General features: G+C 49.9%; 23 protein-coding genes. 12 read left to right on the forward strand and 11 right to left on the reverse strand.

Translation table 11 applies throughout. From position 1 onward, the window contains the following. The first annotated feature begins 4 nt into the window (after nucleotides 1–4). The 3 genes from AB2U10_RS13885 to dtd all read left to right on the forward strand — a co-directional run bounded on the left by AB2U10_RS13885 (nucleotide 5) and on the right by dtd (nucleotide 4,303). A complete protein-coding gene (locus tag AB2U10_RS13885; protein WP_367915358.1) occupies nucleotides 5–2,266 on the forward strand; it encodes a GH92 family glycosyl hydrolase in 2,262 nt (753 codons plus the stop codon). Nucleotides 2,267–2,495: 229 nt separating this feature from the next. After that, nucleotides 2,496–3,854 carry a magnesium transporter gene (gene mgtE / locus AB2U10_RS13890; protein ID WP_367915357.1) on the forward strand — a complete coding sequence of 453 codons (1,359 nt, stop codon included), beginning with the start codon at nucleotides 2,496–2,498 and terminating at the stop codon, nucleotides 3,852–3,854. After that, a complete protein-coding gene (dtd, locus tag AB2U10_RS13895; RefSeq protein ID WP_367915356.1) occupies nucleotides 3,851–4,303 on the forward strand; it encodes a D-aminoacyl-tRNA deacylase in 453 nt (150 codons plus the stop codon). The genes mgtE and dtd overlap by 4 nt, the downstream gene beginning before the upstream one ends. Nucleotides 4,304–4,379: 76 nt before the next feature. Here the strand turns inward: dtd and rpmB are convergent, their stop codons facing one another. Next, the gene (rpmB, locus tag AB2U10_RS13900) at nucleotides 4,380–4,619 is read right to left on the reverse strand and encodes a 50S ribosomal protein L28 (RefSeq protein ID WP_367915355.1); all 240 of its coding nucleotides are present in this window, start codon (nucleotides 4,617–4,619) and stop codon (nucleotides 4,380–4,382) included. A 236-nt stretch (nucleotides 4,620–4,855) separates the two neighbouring features. On the opposite strand from rpmB, the gene AB2U10_RS13905 reads away from it, so the two are divergent. Next, complete coding sequence (locus AB2U10_RS13905) at nucleotides 4,856–5,266, forward strand: OsmC family protein (RefSeq protein ID WP_367915354.1); 411 nt, start codon at nucleotides 4,856–4,858, stop codon at nucleotides 5,264–5,266. 103 nt (nucleotides 5,267–5,369) lie between these two features. Here the strand turns inward: AB2U10_RS13905 and AB2U10_RS13910 are convergent, their stop codons facing one another. The 5 genes from AB2U10_RS13910 to AB2U10_RS13930 form a co-directional block, all read right to left on the reverse strand. Continuing rightward, nucleotides 5,370–6,782 carry a DUF4403 family protein gene (locus tag AB2U10_RS13910; protein ID WP_367915353.1) on the reverse strand — a complete coding sequence of 471 codons (1,413 nt, stop codon included), beginning with the start codon at nucleotides 6,780–6,782 and terminating at the stop codon, nucleotides 5,370–5,372. A 190-nt stretch (nucleotides 6,783–6,972) separates the two neighbouring features. Next, complete coding sequence (locus AB2U10_RS13915) at nucleotides 6,973–7,440, reverse strand: hypothetical protein (protein WP_367915352.1); 468 nt, start codon at nucleotides 7,438–7,440, stop codon at nucleotides 6,973–6,975. A gap of 156 nt (nucleotides 7,441–7,596) precedes the next feature. Further along, nucleotides 7,597–7,902: a rhodanese-like domain-containing protein gene (locus tag AB2U10_RS13920; protein WP_367915351.1), complete on the reverse strand. Its 306-nt coding sequence runs from the start codon at nucleotides 7,900–7,902 to the stop codon at nucleotides 7,597–7,599. A gap of 21 nt (nucleotides 7,903–7,923) precedes the next feature. Continuing rightward, nucleotides 7,924–8,700, reverse strand: a complete 777-nt coding sequence (locus AB2U10_RS13925) for a PASTA domain-containing protein (RefSeq protein WP_367915350.1) — start codon at nucleotides 8,698–8,700, stop codon at nucleotides 7,924–7,926. 62 nt (nucleotides 8,701–8,762) lie between these two features. Next, nucleotides 8,763–9,353, reverse strand: a complete 591-nt coding sequence (locus tag AB2U10_RS13930; protein ID WP_367915349.1) for a riboflavin synthase — start codon at nucleotides 9,351–9,353, stop codon at nucleotides 8,763–8,765. 36 nt (nucleotides 9,354–9,389) lie between these two features. Here AB2U10_RS13930 and AB2U10_RS13935 point away from each other — a divergent pair, with 36 nt between their 5' ends. Next, on the forward strand, nucleotides 9,390–9,971 hold the full coding sequence (locus AB2U10_RS13935; protein WP_367915348.1) for a DUF1684 domain-containing protein: 582 nt from the start codon (nucleotides 9,390–9,392) through the stop codon (nucleotides 9,969–9,971). Between the two features lie 78 nt (nucleotides 9,972–10,049). Further along, nucleotides 10,050–10,847 carry an alpha/beta fold hydrolase gene (locus tag AB2U10_RS13940; RefSeq protein WP_367915347.1) on the forward strand — a complete coding sequence of 266 codons (798 nt, stop codon included), beginning with the start codon at nucleotides 10,050–10,052 and terminating at the stop codon, nucleotides 10,845–10,847. 63 nt (nucleotides 10,848–10,910) lie between these two features. Here the strand turns inward: AB2U10_RS13940 and AB2U10_RS13945 are convergent, their stop codons facing one another. From AB2U10_RS13945 to AB2U10_RS13955, 3 genes are all read right to left on the reverse strand, one after another. Further along, a complete protein-coding gene (locus tag AB2U10_RS13945) occupies nucleotides 10,911–11,147 on the reverse strand; it encodes a hypothetical protein (RefSeq protein ID WP_367915346.1) in 237 nt (78 codons plus the stop codon). Nucleotides 11,148–11,215: 68 nt separating this feature from the next. Beyond that, nucleotides 11,216–12,310, reverse strand: a complete 1,095-nt coding sequence (gene nagA / locus AB2U10_RS13950; RefSeq protein WP_367915345.1) for an N-acetylglucosamine-6-phosphate deacetylase — start codon at nucleotides 12,308–12,310, stop codon at nucleotides 11,216–11,218. A 46-nt stretch (nucleotides 12,311–12,356) separates the two neighbouring features. Continuing rightward, nucleotides 12,357–13,535 (reverse strand): cation:proton antiporter, encoded by a 1,179-nt coding sequence (locus tag AB2U10_RS13955; RefSeq protein WP_367915344.1) that lies wholly within the window; start codon nucleotides 13,533–13,535, stop codon nucleotides 12,357–12,359. Between the two features lie 145 nt (nucleotides 13,536–13,680). Between AB2U10_RS13955 and nspC the strand changes: the two genes are divergently transcribed. The 3 genes from nspC to nth are packed head-to-tail and all read left to right on the forward strand — an operon-like array spanning nucleotide 13,681 to nucleotide 16,325. Then, nucleotides 13,681–14,820 (forward strand): carboxynorspermidine decarboxylase, encoded by a 1,140-nt coding sequence (gene nspC / locus AB2U10_RS13960; protein ID WP_367915454.1) that lies wholly within the window; start codon nucleotides 13,681–13,683, stop codon nucleotides 14,818–14,820. A 40-nt stretch (nucleotides 14,821–14,860) separates the two neighbouring features. After that, nucleotides 14,861–15,625 (forward strand): M23 family metallopeptidase, encoded by a 765-nt coding sequence (locus AB2U10_RS13965; RefSeq protein WP_493820615.1) that lies wholly within the window; start codon nucleotides 14,861–14,863, stop codon nucleotides 15,623–15,625. A 13-nt stretch (nucleotides 15,626–15,638) separates the two neighbouring features. After that, nucleotides 15,639–16,325 carry an endonuclease III gene (gene nth, locus AB2U10_RS13970; RefSeq protein WP_367915342.1) on the forward strand — a complete coding sequence of 229 codons (687 nt, stop codon included), beginning with the start codon at nucleotides 15,639–15,641 and terminating at the stop codon, nucleotides 16,323–16,325. 141 nt (nucleotides 16,326–16,466) lie between these two features. On the opposite strand, the gene AB2U10_RS13975 is transcribed toward nth, so the two are convergent. Beyond that, nucleotides 16,467–17,651: a M20 metallopeptidase family protein gene (locus AB2U10_RS13975; protein WP_367915341.1), complete on the reverse strand. Its 1,185-nt coding sequence runs from the start codon at nucleotides 17,649–17,651 to the stop codon at nucleotides 16,467–16,469. A gap of 83 nt (nucleotides 17,652–17,734) precedes the next feature. Here AB2U10_RS13975 and AB2U10_RS13980 point away from each other — a divergent pair, with 83 nt between their 5' ends. Next, nucleotides 17,735–18,256 (forward strand): thioredoxin family protein, encoded by a 522-nt coding sequence (locus tag AB2U10_RS13980; RefSeq protein WP_367915340.1) that lies wholly within the window; start codon nucleotides 17,735–17,737, stop codon nucleotides 18,254–18,256. A 90-nt stretch (nucleotides 18,257–18,346) separates the two neighbouring features. Here AB2U10_RS13980 and AB2U10_RS13985 read toward each other — a convergent pair whose 3' ends face one another. After that, nucleotides 18,347–19,330: a pyruvate dehydrogenase complex E1 component subunit beta gene (locus AB2U10_RS13985; protein WP_367915339.1), complete on the reverse strand. Its 984-nt coding sequence runs from the start codon at nucleotides 19,328–19,330 to the stop codon at nucleotides 18,347–18,349. Between the two features lie 573 nt (nucleotides 19,331–19,903). Between AB2U10_RS13985 and thiL the strand changes: the two genes are divergently transcribed. Both thiL and AB2U10_RS13995 read left to right on the forward strand, forming a co-directional pair. Next, nucleotides 19,904–20,911 (forward strand): thiamine-phosphate kinase, encoded by a 1,008-nt coding sequence (gene thiL / locus AB2U10_RS13990; protein WP_367915338.1) that lies wholly within the window; start codon nucleotides 19,904–19,906, stop codon nucleotides 20,909–20,911. Between the two features lie 438 nt (nucleotides 20,912–21,349). Then, nucleotides 21,350–24,253, forward strand: a complete 2,904-nt coding sequence (locus tag AB2U10_RS13995; protein WP_367915337.1) for a DUF11 domain-containing protein — start codon at nucleotides 21,350–21,352, stop codon at nucleotides 24,251–24,253. Nucleotides 24,254–24,646 lie beyond the last annotated feature (393 nt).

The raw sequence follows: 24,646 nt of genomic DNA on the forward strand, positions 1-24,646 counted from the left end.
ACATATGAAAAAAAGCATACTGTTTTTATTGCTGGCTGTACCGGCCCTGGCACAAGACCCGGTGCAATACGTCAGCCCGCTGGTAGGTACCCAGTCCAAGCATTCCCTGTCTACCGGCAACACCTACCCGGCCATCGCATTGCCCTGGGGCATGAATTTCTGGACACCCCAGACCGGAAAAATGGGTGACGGCTGGACCTACACCTATGACGCCGACAAGATCCGCGGCTTTAAGCAGACCCATCAGCCCAGCCCGTGGATCAACGACTACGGCCAGTTCAGCATCATGCCCGTGGTAGGTAAGCCGGAATACGACCAGGACAAGCGCGCCAGCTGGTTTTCGCACAAGGCAGAAAAAGCGCATCCGTATTACTACTCGGTTTACCTGGCTGATCACGATGTGGTAACGGAGATGGCCCCTACAGAACGGGCCGTTATGTTCCGCTTTACCTTTCCCGAAAACAAGAATTCTTACGTGGTGGCCGATGCTTTTGATAAAGGATCGTACGTAAAGATCATCCCGGAAGAAAACAAGATCATCGGTTATACCACCAAAAACAGCGGCGGGGTGCCTCAGAATTTCAAAAACTATTTTGTGATCACCTTCGATAAGCCTTTTACCTACAAAGCCACGGTTGCTGACAGCGTGCTGACCGAAAGCCGGAACGAGGTGCAGGCCGGGCACGCGTATGCGGTGATCGGCTTTTCTACCCGGAAAGGCGAGCAGGTGCACGCCCGGGTGGCTTCGTCTTTCATCAGCTTTGAACAGGCAGAACAGAACCTGAAAGAGCTGGGGAAAGATTCGTTTGACCAGGTCACCGCCAAAGGAAAAGCACGCTGGAACGAGGTGCTGGGGAGAATACAGGTGAAAGACGAAAACACCGAAAAGCTACGTACCTTTTACTCCTGCCTGTACCGCTCGCTGCTGTTCCCGAGAAGCTTTTACGAGATCAACGCGCAGGGCCAGGCCGTGCATTACAGCCCGTATAACGGGCAGGTGCTGCCGGGGTATATGTTTACAGACACCGGCTTCTGGGATACGTTCCGTTCGCTCTTTCCTTTCCTGAACCTGATGTACCCGTCGATGAGTGTAAAAATGCAGGAAGGACTGATCAATGCCTACAAAGAGAGCGGTTTCCTGCCCGAATGGGCCAGCCCGGGGCACCGGGACTGCATGGTGGGGAACAATTCAGCTTCTGTGGTAGCAGATGCCTACCTGAAGGGGCTCAGGGGCTATGATATTGAAACGCTTTGGGAGGCCGTGGTGCACGGTGCCGCCAACGAACATCCGAAAATCAGCTCTACGGGCCGCAAGGGCGTAGCGTATTACAATGAGCTGGGGTATGTGCCGTATGATGTGAAGATCAATGAAAACGCCGCCCGTACCCTGGAGTACGCCTTTAACGACTGGTCGATCTACCAATTGGGAAAAGCGCTGGGAAAACCTGAATCAGAGATCGGGATTTACGCCCAAAGAGCATTCAACTATAAAAATTTGTACGACAGGGAAACAGGCCTGATGCGGGGCAAAAACAAAAACGGGCAATTCCAGGCTCCCTTTAACCCGCTGAAATGGGGCGATGCCTTTACCGAAGGCAACAGCTGGCACTACACCTGGTCGGTGTTTCATGACCCGCAGGGCCTGATTGACCTGATGGGCGGAAAGAAAAACTTTAACCACATGCTGGATTCGGTGTTTACCGTGCCCCCGCTTTTTGACGACAGCTACTACGGTTATGTAATTCATGAGATCAGGGAAATGCAGATCATGAACATGGGGAATTATGCTCACGGCAACCAGCCGGTGCAGCATATGATTTACCTGTATAACTATTCGGGAGAACCTTGGAAGGCCCAGTACCGGCTGCGCGAGGTGATGGATAAGCTGTACACTCCTTACCCCGACGGGTATTGCGGGGATGAAGATAACGGACAAACTTCCGCCTGGTATGTCTTCTCGGCCATGGGCTTCTACCCGGTTTGCCCGGGAACCGACGAATACGTGCTGGGCTCGCCACTGTTCAAAGAGGTGACCCTGAGCTTTGAAAACGGCAAAAAGCTGCGGCTATCAGCGCCTGCCAATGCCGGAAATAAGCCGTATGTGAGGTCTGTAAAGCTGAACGGCGTTAACCATACCCGGAACTACTTTACACACAAGCAGCTGCAGAACGGCGGAACAGTGCTTTATGAAATGAGCAGCACACCGAATAAAAGCAGGGGTACGGCGGAGAAGGATTTCCCTTATTCCTTTTCTAAGGGCATGTAAGTTTTGTAAGCTCACGTAAGATTGTTAAAACCATATGAGGCATATAAGTCATAAAAGTTATCTTATATGGCTTGTATACCTTATATAAGTCACGCAAATCTAAAGCTAATCTTATATGACTTACGTGACTCATATGGTTTAAACAATCTTATATGCCTCATATGGTTTTACCGAACTTAAATGAGCTTATATACCTTATTTATCATAACTTTGCGGAAAACCCGTTAAGATGGCAGCTTTCGAATTAACCAAAGACTACCTGGTAGCTATAGAAGAAGCTATTGAGACCAGGAATGTTGACTTCCTGACCCAGGAGCTGGAGGAACATTTTCCTGCAGATATAGCCGCCATTTTATACGAGGTAAACGGGGAGCAGGCCCATTATCTGCTGCAGCTGCTCGATACCGAAAAAGGGGCGGAGGTGCTTTCCAACATTGAAAAAGAAGACCTCAAAAAGTTCATCAAAGAGCAGTTTACGGTAGAGGAAATAGCCACGTACGTAAACCTCTTCGACTCGGATGATGCCGTGGATTTGCTCAACCAGCTGTCTATCGGTTTCCGGGAAAAAATCATTGCCCTGCTTGAAGACCGGGAGCAGGCCCGGTTTATCATTGACCTCATGCATTATCCCGAAGATGTGGCGGGCGGTCTGATGCAGAAAGAGCTGGTAAAAGTACAGCTCGGACAAACCGTGAGCGAATGCATTGAGGAGATCCGCGACCAGGCCGAAAACGTAGACAAGGTATATGCCGTATACGTGGTAGACGAGCACCAGATCCTGAAGGGCATTGTTTCGCTGAAGCAGCTGGTGCTGGCCCGGAGAAATACCCGTGTGGAAAATATTTTTGAAGAAGATATCGTCTATGTAGATACCACCAAGAGCGGCGATGAGGTGGCGCAGATCATGCAGAAATATGACCTGGAGGCCATCCCGGTAGTGAATGCACTCGGCCGCTTACTGGGGGTGATCATGATTGACGACGTGGTTGACTTTATTACCGATAAGGCGGAAGACGACATCCAGAAAATGGCCGGTATCACCGGGGAGGTGGAAGAAGACGACTCGGTATGGAAGCTGGCACAGTCGCGTATCCCCTGGCTGGTGGTAGGTGTATTCGGCAGCCTGATGGCCGCCACGGTGATCGGCTTTTTTGACTCCACGCTCTCCCAGATCACGGCGCTGTCTATGTTTATCCCGCTGATGGGTTCTACCGGCGGAAACGTGGGCATCCAGACCAGCTCGCTGATCGTGCAGTCGCTGGCCGAGAAATCAGCCCTGGAGATCGGTGTATGGCAGAGGTTGTCAAAGGTAGCCAAAGTGGCGCTGATCAACGGCCTGGTAGTAGGAATCGTGGCGGGGATTTACGTGTTTGTACGGGGGGAAATGGGGTTGTTCTGGGTGGTATTCCTCTCGCTCATTTCGGTGGTTATTCTGGCCTCGTTTATGGGTACCATTACGCCGCTGATCCTGGATAAGCTGGGCGTAAACCCGGCCATTGCATCCGGCCCTTTTATTACCACGGCCAATGACCTCATCGGTATCGGTACATACTTTTTAATTGCATATAATCTTTTGGATCTTAAATGATTGCAGTCATTCAGCGGGTGACCGCCTCATCGGTCACTGTAAACGGGGAAGTTACGGGAAAGATAGGGCAGGGCTTTACCGTTTTACTCGGAATAGCCGAAACGGATACGGAAGAAGACCTTCAGTGGATAGCCAGGAAAATGCTGGGCATGCGGATTTTTTCGGATGATGAAGGGAAAATGAACCGTGACCTGCACGACATCAACGGCGATATCCTGCTGATTTCCCAGTTTACCCTGCTGGCCAATACCAAAAAGGGAAACAGGCCCTCTTTTATTGAAGCCGCACGCCCTGAAAAAGCCATACCGCTGTATGAACAAATGATTGCCGTACTTTCAGAAGGATTGGGAAAACCGGTGGCTACCGGCATCTTCGGGGCCGATATGAAGGTGTCTATTGAGAACGACGGCCCCGTAACAATTGTGATCGACAGCCAGGCCAGGCGCTGAGCTGCAAGCTGCTTCAAAGCAAAAAAGGTTGAGTACATCAGAATACCCAACCCCAAAAAACAAACAACAAAAAAACTTATAAAGATAAAGTTCCTTTCCGGGCAGCTTTAAGTATGGTTTTTTCCAGACCATTTTTGTTAATGGTACGGATCACACTGGTAGCTACTTTGAGTTCCACCCATACGCCTTCCGATTCCAGGAAGAATTTCTTGGTTTTCAGGTTAGGATAAAACTTGCGCTTTACTTTATTGTTAGCGTGAGAAACATGATTTCCTGTTCTTGTTCTCTTACCGCTCACTTGGCATACCTTAGACATAACACTATTAATTAAGTTCTTTTCAATCCATTTCGGGCTGCAAATATCCGAAGTTTTTTCTAAAAAAACAACCTCATTTCAATTAAATCTTAAAAATGAAAATCTTCCCTGTCGCTGAGGGCAATAAGAAGCCCCGGCAACCGGTTAATGAGAACATACCGGCCCACTTAATTGGTAAAAACGCCGTGGGGTATAACCGGAATTTCTTATTTTTGTTCTTATTAAATTTTTCAACCATGAAAAGAAAAGCAACTGCCGTCTGGAACGGTACCATCAAAGAGGGGAACGGCCATATCACCACTGCCAGCACCGTATTAGACAAGACACAATACTCCTTCAACAGCCGCTTTGCGGATGGTGTGGGAACCAACCCCGAAGAATTGCTTGCCGCAGCGCATGCAGGGTGCTTCAGCATGAAATTATCGCTGGACCTCACCGAAGCCGGGTTTAAGCCCGAAAGCCTGGAGACCGAATCAACCGTTACGCTGGAAGACGGCAAAGTGGTGCTGTCGCGCTTGTCGCTGAAGGCAAAGGTGCCCGGTATCGGCGACGGAGATTTCCAGGAAATTGCCCGGAAGGCCAAAGATACCTGCCCCATCAGCGTGGCATTCAGCTTCCCGATTGAGCTGGAAGCTGTATTGCTCTGAGCACACGAACGCAGATGAGGCAGATTGAACCGGCAGGCATAGCGATAGCCTGTACCGCCTTTCGGGGGCGCCGTGCCGTTGATACGGTCTGTGCCATCTGCGTTCACCTGATTTTGAGCTGTTTCCGCACCGGCAGCCTTTTCAGGGAAATATTGAATTTAGGGCGGCAGTTCAGCAGGATCTGCAGGTTATCTTCGTTTACCAGGTAATCAATATTTTCCACCTGTATCTCTTCAAAATTCAGGTGGAATTTCTCGCCTGAGCGCCCCTGGTTGATCGTATTGTTCAGGTAATCGGGCAGCTGGTTTACATATTTTCCTACATCCAGCACCACCTTTTGACGCATATATTCCAGCAGGTTATCTTTCAGGTTTTTATCCAGCAGGTTCACCAGGAGGTGATCGGTGTGCAGGTCGTAATCCAGCTCACGGATAGATAATACCCGGAGGTCAGCCAGGTAAACAGGCTGGCCGACAATCGTAATGGTTCCTTCGGCCGTGCCTTCTACGGCCAGCTCCAGCACAATCTTTTCAGCCGCACCCCGCATGCAGATGTCTTTTACGGTCAGCTGCATAACCTTGTTCTCGTATTTGTATTGCTGGAGCAGGGTGGCCAGCTCACCGTTAATATACGAAAGCGGTACGGTGGCCAGAACCTCCAGGCGGTTGGAGTCGGGAAGGGCACCTTTCAATGCATTGAACGGCGGCAGGGGCCGGATCTTCGTAAGACTGAGCGAGTCAATATGCACCAGGGCGCGTGTTTTTACGCCCATCCGGAAAAGAAAGCCTTTGCGGGTAACCTTTATGTCACCGGCCACGGTCTGGGGATCGATCTTAAAATACAGCAGCGAGGTGTCGTTTTTAAGAATGGGCATGGGCTTCTGCAGGTTGGTCCAGGTACGGTTCAATCCCTTTTCCAGGTTAACTTTTTCTTCCAGCGCCTTGTCGAGGGCATCGGTAAGCGCATTCATCTCTTTTTTCAGGATATGATCGGCAATAAACTGGATACCGATCTCGGCATTGCCAATGACCAGTTGCGGTTTCTTTATCCACTCGTAATTTTTCAATACCGATTTGGAAATGATATCCCAGTTGCGGTTGACATCGGGCTTGATATTCAGGTAGAGATCCAGCTCACCGGTCACCCGGCGGTGGCTGATGCGGCCTGATTTTTTCTCCTTGTCGGCAATGATCTCCACCTGGAGGGGAAAGGTGACATCCACCGAGTCACCGGTGGTTAGCAGGCGGATCCGCCGGGCTTTGGTCACCACCAGGCGCACACTGTCTTTGCCCGTTTCACGGGGGATATCCTTATCAACAATCACCTTCGCAAACTTCCTGTTCAGCCAGTCTTCCAGGTCAGAAGTAGGGTAGAAGATCGTAAAATAAAGGGTATTGTACCCGGCCTGAAGCGAATCGGTCAGGGGAGGGGCCTCGGCTATTGTTTTCTTTTCCTCTTTCCCGCATCCCAGGAGAGACAGGCAAAGCAACGCAATAAACAGGGGTGCGGGTCTCATTCACTTTTTTCTGATAAGGTAACGGAACAACCCCTAAGGTAATAAAAAAAAGGAATTTAGCAGCAGAATTGGCTGTAAAATAAAGAAAGGACTTCGCAGGAAGCCCTTTCTGTTTTCAACTGTCTGGATCTTTATGCCGGAAAATACCGGGTTTGGTTTCCTGGTGATGTGGTGTTACAAGACGTGTGATTTATTTCAGGATATATTTCACTCCTATTGTGAATTTACCAGCGGTGAATTGGCTTCCGTGGTTCAGGCGCCACCAGGGTTTCCAGTCAAAATGAAGTCCCAAAGGTACTTCCGGCAGCTTGAAATCGAGCCCGGCCTGTGGCCGGAGGCTGAATTCGGTATAATTACCGCCGTTGGTGTTGAATCCCAGCTGTGGCCCTATTCCCAGGTACCAGGCAAAAGCACGGGTCTCCGGGAAATTTTTAACGTATTGATAATCTGCACCGATATACATAAAATTGTAGTCGGAAAACATAACCTGGCCCTGTAACGCGGCATTCGTTCCGAATACATGCTTTACCTGCGGCCCAAAAAGTGAAACTCCGTTTCCGACATCAATGCCCAGCCCTAAGGCGGTCCTGTAAGGTGTCTGGGCCATGGCAGTGGCGCTAATGATCATCAGGGCAATTGAAAATGCTGCTTTCTTCATGGGTGATGGTTTTGATACAAAGTAAAAGCAGGCGTATTAAAACGGGATTTAATTGGCCTTAAAAGAAAATTAAATTGCAGAAAGAGGCGGAGAGGAGGGGCTTCTGCTGTGTCTGAAAACAATCAAGAGAAGTGTGGGGATAAAAAAAGAGAGCTCTTAAAGCTCTCTGTAGGCCATTATGCCGCCGGTAACGTTGTGCACCTTGTCAAACCCTTCTGAAAGCAGGAGCTGCTTGGCACGGGCGCTCCGGGCGCCGCTGCGGCAGTGAATGTAGATGTCCTGTCCCCGCAGCGATTCCAGCTGATCCAGGCTGTCCGGCAGATCCCCCAGGGGAATCAGCGTGCCGCCCAGGTTATCTTCTTCGTACTCGTCCGGGTTCCTGACATCGATCAGGTTGATGGGCTCGTTGCCTTCCAGGAGCTTCTTCAGCTCTTCTACGGTAATATCAAAATTGGTTTCCATTCTCTATGTATTTAATTGCTGTTATTCTTCAATCGGACCTCCGCCGGCCGATACCCACAGGTCTACCGGCGCGCCTATCCTGATCTTGTTGTCAGACCCGGAAGCCGGTCGCTGGCGGATCACCGACCCGGCCGGTGCCGAAGAGGGTTCCGTAATGATCTGGCCTACGGTAAGGCCCAGCCCGGTCAGCAGGATATCGGCTTCGTCCTGCTCCATACCCACCACATTCGGCACATCGATCTTCTGATCGGCATAGCCGTCACCTACCACAAAAATAATCTTGGAGCCTTTGGGGATCTCATCGCCCGGCATCAGCTCACGGTTACCCAGCTTTACTTTCAGGATGGTGTTCTCTTCGAGGGCGGGCACCTTCTCTTCTCCACCGAACTGAAGCCCCGAGCTGAGCAGCTGGTTTTGTGCGCTGAGCGAGGAGCGGCCAATGATATTGGGCAGTTTTACCAGCGGGGCCGAAACGGCCGCCACGGTCAGGAATATCTTGCGGTTAGATTTTACGTATGCTCCTGATTTGGGGTAATTGCTGATGATGCTGAGCGGTTTCAGACCGGCCACAAACTGCGAATCGGATACCTCGTAGTCGAGGTCGGCATCGTCAAGCGCCTCTTTGGCCTCGGCCAGGGTCAGTCCTTTTAATTCAGGCACCAGGATGGCCTCGCCGTGGTTGGTGCTCCAGGGCAGGTAAACAAAAAAGAATCCGAAAAATAAAATCAGGAGAACACTCAGGATAATCCCCAAGTGGATAAGAACATCAGTTTTCGTGTTGGTACTGAATTTTGCCATGCTTTAGCATCAGGATTTATACGCCTGCAAATTAGTTTGATATTAACGAAAAAGCAATTTTTTTATTGAAAGGGTTGAAGCAGCCGCGCCACATATTTGCCGATAATATCAAACTCCAGGTTGACGGTATCGCCCGTTTCCAGGTCTTTGAGTCCGGTGTTTTCCCAGGTATAGGGGATAATGGCCACGCTGAACCTGCCCGGCTGTGAATTAAAGACCGTCAGGCTGATGCCGTTCACGCAAACAGAGCCTTTTTCCACGGTGACGTTGCCGGTGGAGGCATCGTATTCAAAATCGAGCAGCCAGCTGCCGTTCTGATCGGTAATGCCGGTGCAAATGCCGGTCTGGTCTACGTGCCCCTGCACAATATGCCCGTCAAAACGGCCGTCGCTTTTCAGGCAGCGCTCCAGGTTTACCCGGTCGCCGGTTTTAAGCGTACCCAGGTTGGTTTTCAGAAGGGTTTCGCGGATGGCCGTAACCCGGTAAGTATCGCCGCCGGTTTCCTCTACAGTGAGGCACACGCCGTTGTGGCTGACGCTCTGGTCCACCTTCAGCTCACGGGCCAGCGGGCTTTCCAGCCGGAAACAGAGGCTGCTTCCTGATGGCGTTATTTCAGTTACCACGGCAGTGGTTTCTACTATTCCTGTAAACATGGTATATTTGTCAGATAAAATGCAAAAATAGTCGAAATGTTCAGGAATAAATTTGTTTTGGGAATAATCATCGCCGGAATTGCCGGTATCTTCTTCTATATGTTCAGCTCGGCCCCTACCTATGCCGAACGGGCCTTAAAAGACCGGGAAAAATACAAGACCACCATGCTGACCATGGAAGACAGCCCGCTGAAAAACAGCGACGGGATCCACTTCTTTGAACCCGACGAGAAATGGGTCATTGAAGCCGCCTTTACCCGGGCTGAGAAAAAGCAGGAATTCAGGGTGCAGATGACCGACTCTACCTTTGAAACCAGCCTGCTGGCCGGCTATGCAGCCGTTACAATTGACGGGAAAACGTACAACCTGATGGTTTTTGACGAAGGTGCCCAGTTCCTGCTGCCTTTCCGCGATGCCACCAACGGCCGGGAAACGTACGGCGGCGGCCGCTATATCAATATTGAGAAAGGGCAGCTCGTGGGAAAAAGGCTGACCATTGATTTCAATAACAGTCATAATTTCTATTGTGCTTACAACGAAAAGTATGTATGCCCTATTCCCCCGCGCGACAATGTTCTCCCGGTGGCCATCCGGGCAGGAGAATTGAATTTCAAATAATACTCCGTAAAATGAACAAGAGAGCGCCCGGGTATTTTCTGTCCCGGCTCGTATAACCCAATAAACAAGACAAGACCAATGGCAACAGACCAGCAGACCTTTAACAGCGGATATTCGGAAGTGAACGGGCTGAACATGTATTATGAAATTCACGGGCAGGGTAAGCCGCTTGTTTTGATCCACGGTGGCGGTTCTACCATTCCATCCAACTTCGGAAAGGTAATTCCTTTATTTGCGAAAAACAGGAAAGTCATTGCCGTTGAATTACAGGCACACGGACGAACCGGCGACAGGAACGCCGACCTGACGTTTGAACAGGATGCGGATGATGTGGCAGCGCTTCTCAACAACCTGAACATAGACAAAGCCGACTTTTTTGGCTTCAGCAATGGCGGCACAACCGCTTTGCAGATAGCCATCCGCCACCCCAAAATGGTCAATAAAACGATTATGGGCTCGGCCCTTGCCAAAAGAAACGGGGTTCCCGGGTGGTTTTGGGACTTCATGAAGCAGGCGAAGCTGGAAAATATGCCCGAAGCCCTGAAAGCTGCTTACCGGGAGGTTGCGCCCGATATAAGCGGCTTGCAGGTAATGCACGACAAAGATGCAAGGCGAATGGTCAATTTTAAAGACATTCCTGACGGGCAAATTATGGCTGTTACAGTGCCTGTTTTGATCATTATTGCGGATAAAGACGTTATTACACCCGAACACGCCATCGAATTGTGGAGGCAAATGGCCCATGCCGAATTGGCGATCATTCCGGGCGGACACGGAGAATATATCGGAGAGATCACGACCGTAACCCCCGATACGAAAGAAAGTGAATTTGTAGTGCCGATGATCGAAAAGTTCCTGGACAAACCGAACCCATAACCCCGGTTGACCGGGCCGTTTCCGGGTTCAAATGCCGCTTTACATGCCTGCCTTTTCCGGTGATCACGAATACCTGCGGAGTAATTCTTCCGTTTCTTCCTCCACACTCACGGCAGGGTAAGGCAAATGACACCTCCGGTACCAGTATTTTGCATTCCATTCATCGCCCTCTATGCGGTGCAGCAGGGCATGGATCCGGTCGTAATCCGGATGCCCCTCGTGCGCCTGGGCTATTTCATGGGCTTCATGCCAGCGGTTGTCACGAATGTAATGCAGGGCTTTCAGAAGCTCTTCTCTCATAAAAAGATCATATATTTCAAATTATAATGAAAATTCAGAAATATTATTCATTTCAGTATTTTCAAATATTATTGAAAGTTCAAATATTTTACGTCGCTAAAATTATCGGAAAAGCTGATCAGGCGGGCCGGGTAACCGGTTTCTGCTTTACCGGCGTTGATTCCCAGTACCTCAGCAGGGAGTCCGCTGCTTTTATAAAGGGCTTCTTCCGGTGACAGGCCCAGGATCTTCATCCCGTTTACAACACAATCGGCCATAGAAATGGTAGCTCCGGCCAGGTTGCCGTCAGCATTGATGTAATCACCGTTAATCAGCTTTGCATCAAATTCTTCCCATTGAAAAGAAGTTTTGATATGGTTCTGGAAGAGGGCATCGGAAATAAAAAACAGCTTGTCTTTTTTCATCTGCAAAGCCAGCTGCACGGCTTCAAAGCGGGCATGCACACCATCGGGTATTACCGGGGTATATACATGCTGAGCCATCAGTGCCGCACCGGTAAGACCCGGTTCGCGGTGGTGAAAAGAAGACATGGCATTAAAGAGGTGCGTAATGAGGTTTACGCCCAGGGCAAAGGCTTCCATGGCACGGGCATAAGTGCAGTCAGAATGCCCCAGAGAGACCTTTATGCCGGCGTCCAGCAGCATTTTTATCTGGGAGTCGGTGAAATGTTCCGGGGCCAGGGTAATCATTTTGAGTACCGGGCCGCCGGCATCGATGATGTCTCGCAGGAGACGGTCATCCGGCACACGGATATACTTGGCCAGGTGAGCACCGCGTTTTTTCACCGAAATAAAGGGCCCTTCAAGGTGCAGTCCTGCAATGCCGGTGCCGGGATGCTCCCCAACATAGTTTCTGACGGTTTCCAGCGCGGCAAAAATGTTTTCGGGAGAAGAGGTGATCAGTGCCGGAAGCACATAGCCCACTCCGTTTTTCCGGGCGGCAAGCTCCATGTCTTCCAGGGCTTCAGCGGTAGGGTTGGCCGTAAAGTGATACTGCTCCCCGCCGTTGATATGGATATCTACTAGGGCCGGTGCCAGGTTTTCGTAGTTAAAATCATGGCCGGCATAGGGGGCCACTTCACGGATGATCCCGTTCTCAATTTTTATTTTTTGCTTATGCAGCAGCTTCCCCGAAGTATAGAGGTGTCTGGCGGTAATTTCCATCCTGGTTTGAAATAGAATGCAAGTATAATCAATTATCGGTTACCGATCACGTTTCCGGGTCTTCGGGTGAGCGGGCTTTCATGAGTCCGAGCATCATAACCAGCGCGCTCAGCACAATAACCTGGATAAGGAGCGATTTGCTGGCCAGGTCGGTCTGTTTGGAGACAGGTACCGACAGGTAAAGCAGAATAGTGATGAGTCCTCTGGGGGCCAGGTAGAGCAGCGGATTGAGCGGCAACCGGAACAGCCGGAGGAAGAGGGCTCTGAAGATAAAAATTCCTGCAGTGATTGCTACCGCCCAAACCATGCTGGAGGGATTCAGTATTTCCTCCCGTTCCAGCAAAAAACCGAAAAGAATAAAGAAGGAAGCACGGACAAGGAAGGCGAATTCACCCGTCAGCTCCCTGAATTTGGCCACTTCTTTGCTGAAGCTCAGGGGATTGAACCGGCGGATAAATTTATAATGCCGGAGCTCATCGATATTCTCCAGGAATAAGCCGAACAGCAGGATAAACAGCAGGGCCGGCAGGTGATAGATCTTGGATAAGAAATAAATCAGCACCACAATAAGGATGATAGGGGCAAACTTGATGTGGTGTTTAATGCTGTTAAGAAAATAGGCCAGTGCCAGGGTAGCTACAAATGAAATGACCAGCATGAGTACGATCTGGCCCCCGAAATGCCACCAGGTGCCGGTTCCGATGTGGTCATTCTCGGTAACGAAATTAAAAAATAATACACCGAAAATATCGGAGAAGCTGCTTTCATAGGTAACAAAAGACCGGTCTCCTTTTGAAAGATTACGGGCGCTGGGTATGGCAATAGAGCTGCTGATGACGGCAAAAGGAATAGCGCAGCTCAGGGCATTTTTAAACGAAGTATCTCCGAAATACCAGAATGCCCAGGCCAGGCTGAAGCTGATGGCCAGCATGGGTAAAAGGGCTACCAGCATCGACTTCCGGATAAAGGGCAGTTTACTCCTGTCCAGCTGCAGCTCCAGGGCTCCTTCGAGTACAATCAGGATCAGGCCCACCGTTCCGAGAACAGGCAGGATAGGAGACAGATCAGGGATAGACAGGTGCAGCAGCAGGCTGGCTACTTTTACAATATAACCCAGGGCCAGCAGCAGTATAACGGCCGGTATTTTCGTTTTTGAGGAGGTAATATCAAAAACGTATGCCATCAGCATAAGGATACACAGGGTAATGGTAATTCCGGTCGACATAAGAGAATTAAACGGGTTTGTTTGCTGACGGAAGCTACAAAAAAAGTAAAGCCTGCCCATATCTGCAAACTTTATTTCAGGTAAATACCTGTGTTTTACTCCTGAACCTTGTGTAATTTTGTACTTTAAACGTGAATGAATGAATATGCCCGTCGACTTTTCGAAGATCCCGTCGCCCGCTTATGTGCTGGAAGAAAGCCTGTTAAAAAGAAACCTGGAGCTGATCCGCCGCATACAGGAGCAGTCGGGTGCAACGATCATCGTGGCGCTGAAAGGATTTTCCATGTATAAGATGTTCCCGATGGTAAAAGAATACCTTTCGGGTGCTACAGCCAGCTCGCTGAATGAGGCCCGCCTGATTGTGGAAGAGATGGGTTGTGAGGCACACACGTACTGCCCGGCCTATAAGGAAGAAGAATTTAACGAGATGATGGAGTACAGCTCCCACCTGACCTTCAACTCGCTCAGCCAGTATGCGCTGTACAAAGACCGGGTGCTGGGTTTCCGGAAGAAGATATCCATGGGTCTGCGCATCAATCCCGAATATGCCGAAGTAGAGACCGATATGTATAACCCGGCCGTCAGGGGCTCGCGCCTGGGCATTACCCGCAATCTCCTGGGCGATACCCTGCCGGAAGGTATAGAAGGCATTCATTCGCATACCCTGTGTGAGAACGACTCGTACGTGCTGGAACGTACCCTGGTGCATATCGAAGAAAAATTCGGCGACCTGCTGCACCAGGCCAAATGGCTGAACCTGGGTGGCGGGCACCTGATGACCCGGGCCGGTTACGATCACGAACACCTGATAGGGCTGATCCGGCGCCTGAGAAACAAATATAACCTGGAAGTGATCCTGGAGCCGGGGTCGGCCATTGCCTGGGAAACGGGCTTTTTACGCAGCAAAGTGCTGGACATCGTGGATTCGCTGGGCATCCGGGTGGCCATCCTGGATACCTCCTTTGCCGCTCATATGCCCGATACGCTGGAAATGCCCTATAAGCCCAAAGTATGGGGTGCAGAATCTGAAGCCGTAGAAGGGAAATACGTTTACCGCCTGGGCGGTATGACCTGCCTGGCCGGCGATTACATGAGCGAATATTCCTTTGACGCCCCTTTGAAAGTAGGAGATACCCTGGTCTTTAACGACATGATCCATTATACAATGGTCAAAACCACCACCTTTAATGGGGTAGGCCTGCCGGCTATCGGGATTATCCGCGAGAACGGCGAATTTGAGTTATTTAAGTCTTTTGGGTATGAAACGTTTAAGGATAGGATATAAGGGACATTTTTGGCTTATAGCTATTGGTTTTTCAGGGGTATTGATAAATTGCACCGTACGGCCGAAGCTGCCTGCACAGAAATACCAGCAGGCGGCATTCCCTTTTGAAACCCTGAAAAAAGGCGATACCACCCTGGTGAAGATAAATAATACCCTCTTGTGCCCTGTGCGGGTTAGTTTTGCTGACGAGGCGTTACAACCTGTTTCTGACTCAGTCACCGTACCCGCTAAGACAGATACGGTTCTGTATTTCTTTTTACCCAATAAGCCGTTGAATCCCAATATTTCCTTTGGGGACGTAGAAAAAACAATTCATCCGAACGCTGTGTCATTGCCTTTTCCCAAAGGAAAATCATATAAAATAACGCAGGGGTATAACGGAAGTTTTTCGCACTATGAGATCACCAGCCGGTTTGCCATTGACTTTAACCTGCAAATCAATGATACCATTTGCAGTGCCGATGACGGGTATGTGGTGGGAGTAGTGAAAGACTATAAATACGGAGGTAAAACCAGGGAGTGGAGCCCCTTCAGTAATTATATAACGCTCTATCACCCTCACAGCGGGCTGTTTACGCAATATGTTCACCTGGTGCACCAGGGAGCCTTTGTTAAAGTGGGTGACACGGTCCGCCGCGGACAAGCCATCGGTAAAAGCGGGGTTACCGGCTTCACGGGTGGCCCGCATCTGCATTTTAGTGTACTGAAGCCTTTAGCAGGCGGTCGATTGGAATCGGTGCCGGCAGAATTTGAAAATGCCTTGCAAGGGAAAAAACTTGTAAAAGGAGATATAGTAACCCATTAATTCGCAAAAATGTATGACCCTGAAGCAACGCTACGCCGGAGTAATTGAATATTTTGAGCAGCACATGCCGCACCCGGAGACGGAGCTGTATTACCGGAATCCCTATGAGCTGCTGGTAGCCGTTATTCTATCGGCGCAATGTACCGATAAGCGGGTAAACATGGTTACCCCCGCCCTGTTTGAACGCTACCCTGACGCCCGTATACTTTCCAGAGCCGAGCCGGAACAGGTGTTTGAGTATATCCGGAGCATTTCTTACCCCAACAATAAAGCAAAGCACCTGGTGGGCATGGCGCAGATGCTGGTGAATGATTTCAATAACGAAGTACCGGATACCATAGAAAAGCTGGTAAAGATGCCGGGTGTAGGGCGTAAAACAGCCAATGTGATCGCTTCGGTGATCCATAATCTGCCGGCCATGGCCGTTGATACGCATGTATTCCGGGTATCGCACCGCCTCGGCCTGGTTTCGCTAAAAGCAAAAACCCCCTTGCTCGTAGAAAAAGAGCTGGTAGCCCATCTATCGGCAGACGTCATTCCCAGGGCCCATCACTGGCTCATTCTCCACGGCCGGTACACCTGCATGGCCCGGAATCCCCAATGCCAGGTGTGTGGCATAGCGCACCTGTGTCAGTCTTACCCCATCATTCAGCGCGAAGGAGTGGCTGCGGCAGACAGCAGGCTACCGAAGATAAGTTAAAAGTGAAAAGTGAATAGTTAAAAGTTATGGAACACTTAGAAGATAAGTTAAAAGTGAAAAGTGAATAGTTAAAAGTTATGGAACACTCCTGCATATTAAATACTAAATGTTCCGCAACTTTTAACTTTTAGTTTTTCACTTTTAACTCACAACCTCCTGCGTTGCCATATACGCCATCAGCCCCGGCCCCACCTCCAGCGCGGCCTCGTCAATATCAAACGTAGGGGTATGTACGCCGGAAACGATTCCTCGGGCTTCGTTTCGGGTACCCAGGCGGTAGAAGCTGGCATCCGTGATCTGGCTGTAGAAAGCGAAATCTTCACCCGCCAGCCACAAATCGAGGTCTACAATGTTTTCCGGACCCACATATTCGGTTGCATGCCGGCGTATTCTCCGGGTAAGCTCAGGATGATTCTGAAGGAAAGGATAACCTTTTACGATCCAGAATTCGCAGCGGGCTCCCATGGCATCGGCTATGCCTTCGGCCATTTTCCTCATTTTTTCCAGGCCTTCTGCCCGCCATTCTTCGTTCATGCAGCGGAAAGTACCTTCTATATATACTTCGCCGGGAATGATATTGGTGGCGCCCTCGGCTATCATTTTCCCGAAGGTCAGTACCGAAGGGTAGGAGGGATTCCGGTTCCGGGAAATGATCTGCTGCAGGCTGACAATAATGTTGGAAGCGATAACCACGGGGTCAACGGTCATGTGCGGCGCGGCACCGTGTCCGCCCTTGCCGTGCACACGCATATAAATTTCGTCGGTGCTGGCCATGTACATGCCTTCGCGGAAGCCGATCTTCCCTGCAGGGATATTGGGCGCTACGTGTTGCCCGATGATCCGGTCTACTTTCGGTTGCTGCAGTACGCCTTCGCGGATCATCATGGAGGCCCCTCCGGGTGCTTTTTCTTCGCCCGGCTGAAAAATGAGCTTGATGGTTCCTTCCAGCTCATGGCTGATGCTGTGCAAGATACGCGCGGTAGTAAGCAGCGATGAGGTATGTACATCGTGCCCGCAGGCATGCATCACACCGGGATTTTGCGAGCGGTACGGCACTTCATTCTGCTCCAGGATAGGCAGGGCATCCATATCGGCCCGTAATGCAATAACCCTGCTGTCAGGGTTTTCTCCTTTTACCAGGGCCACGACCCCCGTACCGGCCACTCCCTCCCGGGGAGTCAGTCCTATGGCACGCAACTCAGCGGCAACAAACGCCGAGGTCTTTTTTTCTTCGAACGACAGTTCGGGGTTCTGATGCAGGTGATGCCGGTTTTTAACGGTATCGGGGAAATATTCTTTGGAAAGAGATTTTATTTTTTCAAGCATTGCCTTGCGCTTTTTCATGCAAATCTAATATATTTATCACTTTTGGCGCCTCTTTTGCGTTGTATTATAATAAACGAGAATAAATGAAGCAATGGAGTGTAGTGGTACTTCTTCTGCTGGGTGCGGGTCCGGTTTTTTCGCAAAATAAGAAAATCAACTGGATGACCCTGGAGGAGGCATTTGCCAAAACCCAGGCAGAACCCCGCAAGATACTGATTGATGTATATACCGACTGGTGCGGCTGGTGTAAGGTAATGGACCAGAAGACTTTTACCAACGAGAAAGTGGTGGATTATGTGAACCGGAATTACTATGCGGTTAAATTTAATGCCGAAAGCCGCAAAGATGTAAAGCTCGGCGACAAGGTTTACAGGTTTGATGCGGCTAACCGGGCCCACGGGGCGGCCATTGCGCTGCTAGAGGGCAAAATGAGCTATCCCAGCATTGTTTACCTCGATGAAAAGTTTAATATGATTCAGCCGGTACCCGGCTATATGGAGGCTAGGCCTTTCCACCAGGTCATTACCTTTATCGGGGGCAACCATTATAAAAACGAGCCGTTTGAAGCTTTCAAGACGGGTACGTATGCTAAAACGTACAAGTAACGGAGGTGTGCGGATTTAAAAATACAGATGACGCAGAATTTACCGGCATTGCCCGTTGAATCTGCGTCATCTGCGTTTTGTGCCGGTTATTTATTTCCGGTATAAAACCTCTTTTACTGCTTTCACCGTGCGTTCCACGTTAGGAAGCGTAGCTTCAATCAGCGTGGGGGCATAGTGTAACGGGATATCCATGCTGTTTACACGGATCACCGGGGCATCGAGGTAATCAAAAGCATTTCTTTGCAGGTGGTAGCTGATTTCGCTTGAGATAGCAGCCAGAGGCCATGCTTCTTCTACCACCACGCAGCGGTTGGTTTTCTTCACCGAATTCACTACGGTGGCATAATCGATAGGCCGAACGGTGCGCAGGTCGATCAGCTCCACGCTGATGCCTTCTTTTTGCAGCTGCTCTACCGCCGGTTTAACCACGCGCGGAATCATCTTACCGAAAGAAACAAGCGTAACGTCACTTCCTTCCTGGATCACATGGGCCTGTCCCAGCGGAATCAGGTATTCGCCTTCAGGCACTTCTCCCTTGTCACCGTACATCTGCTCCGACTCCATAAAAATAACCGGGTCATTGTCCCGGATCGACGACTTCAGAAGTCCTTTGACATCGTACGGATTGGAAGGAACCACCACTTTCAGGCCGGGAGTATTGGCATACCAGTTCTCGAAGTTCTGCGAGTGCTGGGCGCCCAGCTGGCCGGCATTTCCGGTAGGCCCGCGGAAAACAATGGGGCAGGAGTATTGTCCGGCTGACATTGCCATCACCTTGGCCGCACTGTTGATAATCTGGTCTATGGCAACCAATGAAAAGTTAAAGGTCATAAACTCAATGATAGGCCGGCAGCCGTTCATGGCAGCCCCTACACCTATACCGCCGAAACCAAGCTCAGCGATGGGCGTGTCAATAACCCGCTTAGGGCCGAACTCGTCCAGCATTCCCTGGCTGGCCTTGTAAGCACCATTATATTCTGCTACCTCTTCACCCATTAAAAAAACCGTTTCGTCTCTACGCATTTCTTCTGTCATAGCTTCTTTAACGGCATCTCGGAATTGAATTTCTCTCATATTAAACTTTTTGAAGGATTCTACCTCTGTAATGGGTACAAAAATAATGTATGCGGGCCAAATAAGAAAATGATTTTTTATGGAAGTCCTTAACAACAGATGTCTGCTGATATGTACTGTACGGATAATAATCCCGTGCGGTTAAAAAAAAAGGACTGGAGCAATTGCCCCAGCCTTTCCCGCTACTAAATCCACACAACTTTTATCTTTAAACCTTAACTCCTTACAGAGTATCGGTTGCATTATCATTTTGACATTGCAAATTTAACAGCTTTTTGGAATTAAAAAAAAGTACAAAACGTATTTTTTTTGAAAATTATCTTTAACCGGTTTTTTTTCGGTCGAAAAATATAAACTCTACATAATTAATATACTGTTAATAAGAGGGGTATAGTAGTAAATATCTCTCAAATGCGAACTTTTTATATCGAAAAAAAATATTATATTTTTTGAGGAATTTCCGGAATCAAAACGTATTCTCCTCTTTTCGAAGTCATTTTCCGGCCAGGTTGACCACTAAAAAGGGAACCCCGGCAGCCTGTTGAGCCACTGTTTTTTTTGTACCTTTGCCGCATGAAGACATTAGAAGATCTTGGGGAGTTCGGCCTGATCGAACATATAAAGGAGAAAACCGTTATCCGGAATGCCAGCTCAGTCAACGGGATAGGAGATGATGCCGCGGTGATAGACCGGGGTGATCATTACGGACTTCTTTCTACCGATCTGCTGATAGAAGGCGTTCATTTTGACTTATCGTATGCTCCCTTAAAGCATCTGGGGTATAAGGCCGTGGCCGTGAACGTTTCAGACATTGCCGCCATGAACGGTATTCCCCGGCAGGTAACGGTGTCTCTGGGACTGAGCAATCGTTTCGGTCTGGAAGCCATTGACGAGCTGTACGAGGGCATTCACCTGGCCTGCGAGGCTTACCAGGTAGACCTGGTGGGAGGCGATACTTCTGCCAGTCGCTCGGGGCTGGTCATATCGGTGTCGGTATTTGGTGAGGCGGCAGCTGAAAAGATCACTTTGCGCAGCGGCTCACGCGAGAATGATATCGTGTGCGTTACCGGAGACCTGGGTGCGGCTTATATGGGGCTGCAGGTGCTGGAAAGAGAAAAGCAGGAGTTCCTGGCCAACCCGAACATGGTACCCCGTATAGAAGACAAATCGTATCTAGTAGGCCGGCAGCTGAAGCCGGAGGCCCGGATGGACATTATTCACGAGCTGGCGGAAAAAGACGTGGTGCCTACTTCCATGATTGATATTTCTGACGGACTGGCCTCTGAGATTCTTCACCTCTCGCGGCAGTCGGGCAACGGCTTTACCGTTTTTTTTGAGAATATTCCTATCGAAAATATAACCCTGGAAACCAGTACCGAGCTCAATATCAACCCGGTAGTGGCTGTAGTAAACGGGGGAGAAGACTATGAGCTGCTGATGACCATACGCCAGGAAGATTTCGAAAAAATCAAAGCTATCACTGACATTACGCCCATCGGCTTTGTGAACAACGAAAAAGAAAACTGGCTGGTGCTGAACTCCGGCGAACGTACGCGCATTACGGCACCCGGCTGGAAATAACCGCCGGGGTAAGATTTATTTTTCGGGTTGAGAAATTGTGGCATGATTTTAGATTATGCTGCCTTTTCCCTGAAACACGCATAAGCACCTGTTTTCCTGAAATTTCCCTTTCCCGGCAGGGAGCTACCCTGCCTTTGCCGGTTGTTTGCCGGGGCTCCTCCTGTAGCTTCTTTTTATTCTGTTCTTTCTTGTAAGTATACTGTAAAATTATTATAATCAGACGATTATATGATTTCTGCAGGGCATATCCGGGAATGTGCGGGCCGGCAGGCCGGTTCTCCGGAGGGTACAGCAGCAGTCGCTGCCGGATTATTTTGCAGGGAACGGGCCATGACCGGTAACGGGATTTGAAAAAACGGCTTACTTTTTGCAGATACTAACAAGGTAGGAGCATTGCTCCTGTTGCGGATAGAATTAAGTCGCTAAAATACATAATTTATGAATCACGTTTTTACATACCAGTTTCAACCGGACAAAAAGGCTTTTTCTTTGCTGAAATCAGCCTTAAGCCTGTTGCTGTTCATTTTCTTCCTGCCGGCTGCGGCGCAAAAGGCTCCCTCAAACTTTGTAACGACCCAGGTGGGCGTAACCCCTTATTCGTATACCATTAACGGATACGGTCCGGATAACGGTACCAATTACTATACGAATACGGAATTTAATGTGAATTTCGGAAAGGAAAATGCCGGTGCGAATGGTTTTAACCGGGTGATCAGCAGCTTCCAGGTAGACGGCCGGACCTACGTTCGGGGTGAGCAGGGAAATACGCCTTTCACCAAAGTGGTGCTGAAGCGAATTGATAACTCGGTAGCGGGGAACAAAGCTACAGCCTTCTTTGAAGTGGCAGAAGACCCGGCAAACAATACACTGTACCTGGCCCCCGATTATGTAAATGAAGTGGAAGGACTGATCAACAGCTATGTGTTTAACCGGGGTTCGGACAACGTATTTTCCAACAACGGCCAGACGCACAATAACGTGGAGCGGATTGACCTCATTTTTGAAAACGGGATCAAAGCGCCTTCCAATGCCAGCATGCTTAACCGCTCAGGTATACTGATCATGGAGCGGGGCGGTAACGATTCATTTAAATTTGCCCTTATCAAGTCGCTTTCCGGTGGGGGAGATAAGCAGGTAACCGGCCTCGGTGACCTGAAAACGGCCGATAAAACAACCGCCTGGGGCGGAACCGATGCTTCGTTTAAGTCGGTTGTATTTCAAAGAGACGGCGGAGAATCCGGTAACCTGAAACCCAGCCAGCTGCTGGGAGCACAAACGGTATACGGAACCTTCATCAGCCTGCAGGACCTGGGCGTGGGTGCCGATGAAATGTTTTACGGGATCAGTCTTTTTGCCAATGACGTAACATCAACCGGTGACGGACAGAACCTGGTAGACCTTTCAGCCGGTTTCCCGACGGAGACCGACGGAACCTCAGACGGCGGCCTGGATTTTATGGCCGGCGGCGGCTTCTTTATGTTAGCGAACAATGTGGGCGGCCGGATATTTCACGATGCCGCACCTGATCCGTCAACCATTAATGCGCATACCGGCGGACAAGACGGCTCGCTGGTAAACGGACTGCAGCTGTATGTTTCCCTAACCGATATGGCAGGGAATGTGCTGGCTACCGTTCCTGTAGAAAACGGGGGCTATACATTTTATGACATAGAAGACGGTAACTATAAAGTGGTTCTGCATACCCAGGCCGGAGGATCGGCCACTTCTGACCTGCCTTCAGGTTGGTATTCAACCGGTGAAGGGGCTAACGGTACCAAAGACGGTACCACAGACGGGATTCTTTCTCTTTCTGTTCCGGCAACAGGCAGCGGAAACCTCATCATGAATAACTTCGGGATCAATTCCAGAATCAGGGCCAATGATGACGACTTCGGGTCAAGAAACTCTACCGTGGCGTATACCACACCCGGCGCCGTTTTTGCCAACGATACCCTGAACAATGCACCGGTAGATCCGGCACAGGTGATTCTTAAAGTAAACGGTACCGAGGTAACGGCTGCGGTAGCGCTGAAAGACAGTGTGAGCGGTGCTGATGTACCCGGCGTGAAGCTGAATCCTGACGGTACCGTAACGGTAGACGCAGGTACGCCTTCAGGTACATATACCCTGACGTACACCCTTTGCGACAAAGCCGTGCCTACTGTTTGTGATGACGCCGTTATCCTGATCCGGGTGGAAGACGCAACAGCCATTGATGCCGATAACGATGACTTCGGAACCATTACCTCTGCGGTAACCTATACCACACCTGCGACTGTATTTGCCAACGACTCGCTGAACAATGTTCCGGTAGATCCTTCGCTGATCATCTTTAAAGTGAACGGTGCGGAAGTGACAGCTGCCGTAGCCCTGAAAGACAGTGTGAGCGGTGCTGATGTACCCGGTGTGAAGCTGAATCCTGACGGTACGGTAACCGTAGAAGCAGGCACTCCTGCGGGAACCTACACGCTGCCGTATACCATTTGCGAGCGGGCTGATGCAGGCAACTGCGACGATGCCGTTATCCTGATCCGGGTAAAAGAAGAAGCCCCGATAAAAGCAGACGATGACGACTTCGGAACTGTCAGCTCAGAGGTGGAGTACACTACTCCGGGAGCTGTTTTTGCCAATGACTCGCTGAACAATGCCCCGGTAAATCCTTCGGAAATAACGTTTAAGGTAAACGGTACGGAAGTAACGGCTGCGGTAGCGCTGAAAGACAGTGTGACCGGTACGGAAGTACCCGGTGTGAAGCTGAATCCTGACGGTACGGTAACCGTAGAGGCGGGTACTCCTTCAGGTACCTATACGCTGCCGTATACCATCTGCGAAAAAACCAACCCGGCCAACTGCGACGAGGCCACTATCGTGATCAGGGTAGGGGCATTTGACCTGGCGCTTCGTAAAACGGTAAAAGCCGGTCAGAAGGCCGTGTTTAAAGAAGGCGATGAAGTGACATTTGTAATTACGGTGACCAATGAGGGTACAGTGGATGCTACTGATGTGGAAGTAGTAGATTATGTGCCTGAAGGACTGGAGCTGATCAGCAGCGACTGGACCCTTACCGATGGTAAAGCCAGGCTGGTGACCCCGGTACCGGCATTGCCTGCAGGGCAGGAGATCAGCCTGGAGATTACCTTCAAGGTGGGTACAAATGCCAAAGCGTCTATCCGGAATGCAGCAGAAATCAGCGCCGCCAAGGGTGGAAAAGATATAGATTCGGTATTTGACGAAGACCGGAATAACGATGAGCCGGGAGAAGATGATTTCGATACTTCGCTCATCACGATATGTAAAAAAGGCGGGAATTGCCTGCCGGTGAAGACTACCCGGATCAGGTAACACATTACCCGGCCGGTAACGGGAGAGCGGACGCTGAATAAACAGTGTCCGCTTTTTTTTCATTCCAACCATTTGCACCTGTTTTTAGTCTTATAAAAAAGAGGGCTTTCCGGTGCGGGAAATGAAAGAAAACGGTCTCTTCAGCAATGTAAGCAGGCCTGAAACAAGATTTAACGAAATTTTAAGCCACCCCCTTTTTTTATATCGTTTTAATTCAGCCCGGCGGAGAGGGGTTGCTCCCTGTTTCCCCAAGGGCATGAAATCCTTTTATCTTCAGTAAAATCCGGTCTCCTGAGGCTTCTGCGGCCTTTTCTTCCTGCTTAATTTGACCTTAAAAAATGAACCTGCAGTGTGGGCGGGCAAGCCTGTCTCAGCAGGGGGGATTTGGAGGTA

Source organism: Leadbetterella sp. DM7 (assembly GCF_040829825.2).
In the GTDB taxonomy this organism is placed as follows: Bacteria; Bacteroidota; Bacteroidia; order Cytophagales; family Spirosomataceae; genus Leadbetterella.